At 68.4% G+C, this 7034-nt stretch carries 6 protein-coding genes; all 6 read right to left on the bottom strand.

Annotated features, from left to right (window positions below):
• Nucleotides 1-15: 15 nt before the first annotated feature.
• On the bottom strand, nt 16-1173 hold the full coding sequence (locus G3N92_RS13150; RefSeq protein WP_206127957.1) for a four-carbon acid sugar kinase family protein: 1158 nt from the start codon (nt 1171-1173) through the stop codon (nt 16-18).
• Entirely contained in the window at nt 1170-2414 is a 1245-nt protein-coding gene (locus G3N92_RS13145; protein ID WP_206127956.1) for a ribulose-bisphosphate carboxylase large subunit family protein, read from the bottom strand. Before G3N92_RS13145 ends, G3N92_RS13150 begins: the two co-directional genes overlap by 4 nt.
• A 54-nt stretch (nt 2415-2468) precedes the next feature.
• Nucleotides 2469-3299 (bottom strand): phosphogluconate dehydrogenase C-terminal domain-containing protein, encoded by an 831-nt coding sequence (locus tag G3N92_RS13140; RefSeq protein WP_206127955.1) that lies wholly within the window; start codon nt 3297-3299, stop codon nt 2469-2471.
• A gap of 63 nt (nt 3300-3362) precedes the next feature.
• Nucleotides 3363-4709, bottom strand: coding sequence for an MFS transporter (locus G3N92_RS13135; RefSeq protein ID WP_339385909.1), 1347 nt, complete (start codon nt 4707-4709; stop codon nt 3363-3365).
• Between the two features lie 232 nt (nt 4710-4941).
• A complete protein-coding gene (locus G3N92_RS34920; protein ID WP_241014765.1) occupies nt 4942-5181 on the bottom strand; it encodes a hypothetical protein in 240 nt (79 codons plus the stop codon).
• A gap of 74 nt (nt 5182-5255) precedes the next feature.
• Nucleotides 5256-6857, bottom strand: a complete 1602-nt coding sequence (locus G3N92_RS35335) for a methyl-accepting chemotaxis protein (RefSeq protein WP_206127954.1) — start codon at nt 6855-6857, stop codon at nt 5256-5258.
• Nucleotides 6858-7034 lie beyond the last annotated feature (177 nt).

The following is a 7034-nucleotide window of genomic DNA, read 5'->3' as shown; positions in this document are numbered from 1 at the left end:
TCCCACACTCCTCCCCTACCCCCTCCCCTTCCGATCTCGCACCACGTCCGCGAGCGTCCGGCCCGCCCGCCGCGCCGCATCGGCGCGCGCCAGCCCGGCGTCGCGGGCGATGGCGTCGAAGTCGCGCACGTCGGGATCGTCCGGGCCTTCGGCGCTGAACACGAGCGCGCTCTGCCCGCGCGCGACGGCCTGCGCCGAAACCGACACGGCGCGCTCGATTTCGGCGTCCCGATCGTTCGGATCGAGCGCGCGGCGCACGTCGAGGCGCTCGACCTGAAAGCCGTTCGCGCGCGCCCAGCGGATCTGGCCCGCGGTCACCGGCGAACAACTGCCGCTGACCGCCGCGATGGCGTCCACGCGCGCCGCCGCCGGCAGTTGCGGCACCGGCGGCACGAGCCCGCTGGCTCGCCAGTGCGCGGCAAGCGCGTATTGCAGGCCCGACGACGACGCCGTGAACATGCCCTCGCCGCGCTGTTCCCAAACCAGGCCGCCGGCCGCGGCCAGCGTGGCGTCGTCCACCACGTCGATCATGACCACCGGCACGTCGTCGCCCATCGCGGCCGTCACCGCCTGCGCTGCCTCGGGCGTGCGCACCTGCACCAGGTCGACCAGCGCGATGCGCCGCGCCGTTTGCCGCGCCAGATGCACGCGCAGGTCGGCCTCGTCCATCGGCGTGACCGGATGGCGCGACATGGTCGGATGACGGTCGAGCCGGTAGCCCATGCCGTCGACCGCCGCGAACAGGTTGCCGAACGCCTGATAACGCTTCAGGCGCGGCGCGCCGATCACCATCGGCGACCACCTGCCCGGCATCGCCTTCACGCCGAGATCGATCGCGCAACCGATCGAGCCGATCCGCGGCGACGAATCGAACGTCGAGCACACCTTGTATTGCAGGATCGGCGCGCCGAGCGCGGCGAGGCTCGCGAACGCGCGCGGCAGTTCGGCCGCCATCCATTCGGGCGACCGCCCGCGCGACGAGCCGGCCAGCCCCACGCAGCGCACGCCGGGAAACCGCGCGAGCAACGCCGGCGTGGGCGCGTCGAGGCACAGCAGCGTCGGCACGCCGGCGGCGGCCATCGCCTCCATCGCGTCGGTGGAGCCCGTGAAATCGTCGCCGTAATAGGCCAGCAGCAGCCCGTCGGGCCAGGACGCCTTGCCGGCTTCGCTCATTTCCAGAACCCCAGCGCGGCCTGCAACGCCGGGTTGCGTTCGGCATGACGGGCCAGCGGCACGCCCTCCATCGCCGCCACCCACGCTTCGCGCAGCGCCTCGACGCCGGCCGCCACGCCGCCCGGATGACCGAAGATGCCGCCGCCCGCGGTGTGGATCAGATCGGCGCAACCGATCGCCGCGTAGGTGTCGGCCGCCTGCAGGCCCGTCTGCCCGGAGCTGAACACCGGCATCGCCGGCATCGGCGCTTCGGGCATCACCGGCGCGAGCACCGAGCGCGCGGCCGCGATCACGCTCTCGTCCGATTCGCTGAACTTGTTGCGCAGGCCGTTCACGTGCAGATGATCGGCGCCGGCCAGCCGCCACAGCATCTGCCACGGCGCGTAATCCCAGCCCAGCGCCTCGCTGCGCGTCAGGTAGCCCCAGCCGGCGCGGTGCGCGTGGATCGGCAACTGGCTGTGTCGGCGCAGCTCGCGCAGCCCCACCAGGCCGATCGAATTCAATACCGCCATGACGCAGGTGCCGCCCTGCTCGAGCACCAGATCGTGGCGGCGCTTCATCTCGTCGAGATCGCCCGTCACGTTGAACGCCACCATCGCCTTCTTGCCCGTGTGGTCCGCATGCGCGTTGACCACCCGCATCACCGCGCGCACGCGCGCGTCGAACGGGCAGTGCGAGCCGTCGCCCTGCAGTTCGTCATCCTTGATGAAATCGATGCCGCCCGCCACCAGCTCGCGTACCTGCTGCGCCGTTTCCTCGGGCGACAGGCCCACGCTCGGCTTGATGATGGTGCCGATCAGCGGCCCGTGCGCGACGCCGGCCAGCCGGCGCGTGCCCTCGATCCCGAACGCCGGCCCCGGATACGCGGCGGCGAACGAAGCGGGCAGCCGCAGCCCCGTCAGCCTGAGCCCCGACACCTGACGCAGCTCGAACAGGTTGCCGGCGATGGTCGACATCAGGTTCGGCAGCGACGGCCCGAAGTTCTCGATCGGCCAGGACAGCTCCAGCGCGCACTGCGTGTAACGCGACGACGGCGCGCCGCCGTTCAGGCTCGGCATGTCGCTGTGGCCGAGAATCTCGAGCCGCTCGACGCGCGCGCCCGAGCGGGCCTTCAGTTCCGGGGTTTCGGTCGGCAGCGCGACGAACGTCCCGCTCGACTGCTCGCCCGCGATCACCTCCGCGGCGAGCTGGGGGTCGACGCCCGTTTCGAGCCAGTAGCTGGCGTGAATGCGTTCGGTCACGATGAAATCCTTGATGGCGATGAGGTGACGAATGACGGTTTCGACGGCCGTGCTTCAGGTGATGCGGCGGATGCTTTCCGCGATTTCCTCGCGGTCGAACACGCCCTTCCAGTCGTCGCGCATCAGGCGCGGCTTGCCGAACTGGATCGCCTTGTTGCACGCATCGGAGAACGCGCCGGGGATTTCGTTGAAGATCACCGCGCTCAGGATGTTCATGTGGCCGAGCAGGAAATCGCGCGCGGCCTGTTCGGGCACGCCGCGCTTGACCGTCTCGTCCATCGCTTCGCGCATCACGTACAGCAGCGTCGCGCAGATCGTCTCCGACAGGCCCGGCTCGAGGATCGCCATCTGATCGACGGTCAGCCGGTACGAGCGCAGGATCGGCGCGTAGATCGCCTTGGCCACCGCCTCGCCCAGATCGAAGGCCTCCTCCGGCCCCTGCATCAGCGCGCTCGTGATGGACTGCTTCGCATGCGCGCCGCCGAAGTGGTCGTGCAGCGATTTCTCGTCGAGGTCGTAGTTGAAGATGACCGGGTGGCACGGGTGCGCGACGAAGTACGTCAGATCCTTGCGGTCGGGCAGATGGCCGGCGAACGGCGCGGCGGCGTCGAGCGTCATGACCATCGTGCCGGGGCGCAGTTGCGGCGCGATCTCGTGGCTCAGCTTGCCGATCAGCGTGTCGGGCACGGCGAGGATCACCACGTCCACGCCGTCGAGCGCCGATTCGGCCGACACGCACGCGATGCCGAGTTCGTCCTTCAGGCGCTTCTGCCCCGCCGCGCCCGGTTCGACGTGCGCCACGCGATAGTCCGACTTCAGCAGATTGCTGGACAGGCGCACCCCCATCTTTCCGCCCGCGCCAAACAACGCAATCTTCTCGTTCATCTCGATCTCTCCTTGAATACGGTCAATGTGTCCGGCCGAATCGCGCGGATTCGGCCGGCAGGTTCAACGGGTGGGCGCCAGCGCCTCGGCGGCGTGCTTGCGGGTTTCCTTGCCGGTGCGGAACGCGAGCACCGAGGACATCAGCATCATCGCGCCGACGATCAGCATCGGCGCTTGATAGGAGTGCGTGGCATCCTTGACCATGCCCGTCACGTACGGCGCGACGAAGCCCGCGAGGTTGCCGACCGTGTTGATCAGCGCCACCCCGGCGGCGGCGGCCGCGCCCGACAGGAATTGCCCCGGCAGCGCCCAGAAGTTCGGCAGCGCCGCGAAGATCGCGCAGGCCGTCACGGTGATCACGGCGATGCTCGCGGCCGGCGAATTCATCTGCAGCGCGAGCGGCACGCTCAGTGCGCCGACCAGCGCGGGAATCGCGATATGCCAGGCGCGCACGCCGCGCCGGGTGGCGTCGCGACTCCAGAGATACAGCGCGATCGCGGCCGGCAGGTACGGAATCGCCGTGATCAAGCCCTTCTGGAACACGTTGAAGTGCGTGTCGAAGCGCGCCTCGAAGCCGCCGATGATGGTCGGCAGGAAGAACGCGAGCGCATAGAGGCCGTACACCAGGCCGAAGTACATCAGCGCGAACTTCCACACGCGGCCGCTCGTCAGCGCGGCGCGCACGTCGCTGGCGTGCGATGCGCCGTGCGTGGCCTTGCCGATTTCCTCCTGTTCGAGCCGGGCGCACAGCCAGGCGCGCTCGTCGGCCGTCAGCCACTTCGCGTCGGCCGGGCGGTCGGTCAGGTAGAACCACGCGATCACGCCCACCACGATCGCCGGCAGCGCCACGCCGAAGAACATGATGCGCCAGCCTTCGAGGCCGAACAGGCCGTCGGCGCCGAGCAGCTTCGCCGCGACCGGCGCGCCGATCACGATCGTCAGCGGCTGGGCCAGATAGAACAGCGCGAGGATGCGGCTGCGGTATTTGGCCGGCACCCAGGTGCTCAGGAACAGGATCGCGCCCGGGAAGAAGCCCGCTTCGGCGATGCCGAGCAGGAAGCGCAGCGTGTAGAGCCCGTTCACGCTGCTGACCCACGTAAACAGCAGCGCCACGATGCCCCAGGTCACCATGATTCGCGCGAGCCAGCGGCGCGCGCCGAATTTATGCAGCGCGAGATTGCTCGGGATTTCCAGCACGATGTAGCCGATGAAGAACACGCCCGCGGCCAGCCCGAACTGCGCCGCGGACAAACCGAGATCCTTCGACATCCCGTTCGGCCCCGCGAACGAAATCGCGGTGCGGTCGAGAAAATTGATGAAGAACATCAGGGCGACGAACGGCACCAGCCTCCAGATCACTTTCCGGATTGCCGACGCCTCCAGTGCCTCCACGCTTGCTGTCTTGTTCACCTTGCCTCCTCCACCCCGATCGGGTTGTTCGCTTTTCTTATGGCGAGGTCATTAGACCAGCCGCCTACGCGGGCAAGAAGTGGTGTTTACGTGCAAGCTGTATGAGTTTTTCTCACACGGTGACGAGTTTTTGGCTGTATGTCCGGTTCGTGAAAATCGATGTTTCCACGCGCTTTTCCTTTTGACTAAAGGCATTTCTGCGAATGCCGTCGGCGACGCGCCGATCTTCACGTTAGGAGAATTTCTCCGCCGCACCCAATAAAAAAACCCGCTCGCCGATGACGGCGCGCGGGTCGAACTGCTGTATCACCATCTGCCGGCGCGCGTCTCCACCGGCGTGCTGCCCGCCTATCCGTTCGGCACCGAAAAGCATCTCGCGGTGACCAAGGGCACGCTGACGGTGGAGATCGACGGGGCATCGCATACGCTCGACAGCGGCGACACGATGTTCTTTCAGGCCAACGTCGATCACACGAGCAGGAATGCGATCGGTTCGACTTGCGGGTATTTCTGGTGGTGTCGCGGCAGGGGTGAAGGGGGGGCGCCTCAGCCCGCCAGCGCCAGCGCAGCGTGAGGACTGGGCGCCGCGGCGATCTCGCGCCCGCTCTCCCGCTCGTCCGTCCTGAAGCCATTCACGATCTCGCGCAGCCGGTTGGTCTGATCTTCGAGCGACAACGCCGCGGCGGCCGCCTGCTCGACCAGCGCCGCGTTCTGTTGCGTGACGCCGTCCATCTGCGAAATCGCCTGATTCACCTGCTCGATGCCGCGACTCTGCTCGTGCGAGGCCTCGGCGATCTCGCCGACGATGTCGTCCACGCGCAGGATCGACTGGCGAATGTCTTCCATCGTGTCGCCGTTGCGCACGACGAGCGTGTTGCCCGCCTGCACGCGCGCCACCGATACGCCGATCAGCTCCTTGATCTCCTTCGCGGCCGTGCTGGAGCGCTGCGCCAGCGAGCGCACCTCCGACGCCACCACCGCGAAACCGCGGCCGTTTTCGCCGGCGCGCGCGGCTTCCACCGCCGCGTTGAGCGCGAGGATGTTGGTCTGAAACGCGATGCCCTCGATCACGCCGGTGATGTCGGCGATCCGCACGGCGCTCTCGCTGATGCCCGTCATGGTCTGCATCACCTCCTCCACCAGCCGGCTGCCGGCCAGCGTCACGTCGCGTGCCGTGGCGGCCAGTTGCCGCGCCTGCTGCGCGCTGTCGGTGTTGTGCCGGACGGTGGACGTCAGCTCCTCCATGCTCGCTGCCGTTTCCTCGAGCGAGGCGGCCTGCTCCTCGGTGCGCGCCGACAGATCCCGATTGCCGGCGGCCACCTCGCTGGTGGCCAGCGCGATCGCCTCGCTGCCCTGCCGCAGATCGCGCATGGTCTGGCGCAAGCGCGCCTGCATGTCGGCGATACCGTTCAGCAGCCGCCCCATTTCGTCGTGCGACGTGACGGCGATCGGCCGCGTCAAGTCGCCCTGCGCGATGTGATCGAAATGCGCGAGCGCCGCGCCGAGCGGCTGCGCGATCGCGCGGCGCAGGCTCAGAAAGCTGCCGACCGCGCATAGCAGGCCGAGCGCGAGCGCGCCGAACGTCACGGCGCGCAGCACGCCGTAGCGGCGCTGCCCGGTTTCGAATTCGTCGCGCGCCTCGCTCACCTGCCATTCGCGCAGCTTCACGCTGCTCTCGTGATAGCGGCCGTACAACGTGTTGTTGTCGAGCGCGGCGCGCATGATGCGCGGGCCGTCCTTCGACAGCAGCGCCTGCGCGAACGCGTCGAGGCCCGCATCCATGGCCGCGCGCTGCGCGAGCAGATCGCGCGCCAGAGCCGCCTCGTGCGCCGATTGCGGCAGCGTCTGGTAGCCGTCGAGCGCCTTGCGGGCCATCGCGCGAAACGCCTTCTCGTGCGCGACGGTGTCGTCGATGTTCTGCTCCGACGCCGTGTCGAGCGCGCCGCGCAACAGCGCCGTCCGCTCGCGCTGCAGGCTCAGTTCCGCCTCGCCGATGAAATTGGCGCTCGGCAGCTTGTTCGTGTAGGTGTCGAGATTGACGTCGTTGCTGTACGTCATGCCGGCAATGCCGAACAGGCCGACGGCGAGCAGCAGGGCCGACAGCAGGCCCATCGTCGATGCGAGGCGCGCTTGGATGGAAAGACGCATCACGGTATTCCTTGAAGACGGATTGATGAAACCCGGTGGCATGAACCCGGCTGCGGCGCGAAGGCGGCCGGCCTGCCGCGCGGTTCGGGCGATGTCTCGAATCGGGTCACCGGCGGGTTCGGGCCGGGTGCGCGAGCGCCGGTGTCCGGACGTGCACGCTTTGAATGAAGCCGGGCG

This window comes from Burkholderia sp. Ac-20379 (assembly GCF_017104645.1).
Lineage (GTDB): Bacteria > Pseudomonadota > Gammaproteobacteria > Burkholderiales > Burkholderiaceae > Burkholderia.
Note: the sequence above shows the minus strand (reverse complement) of the source record. Positions and strands in the feature narration are given on the sequence as shown.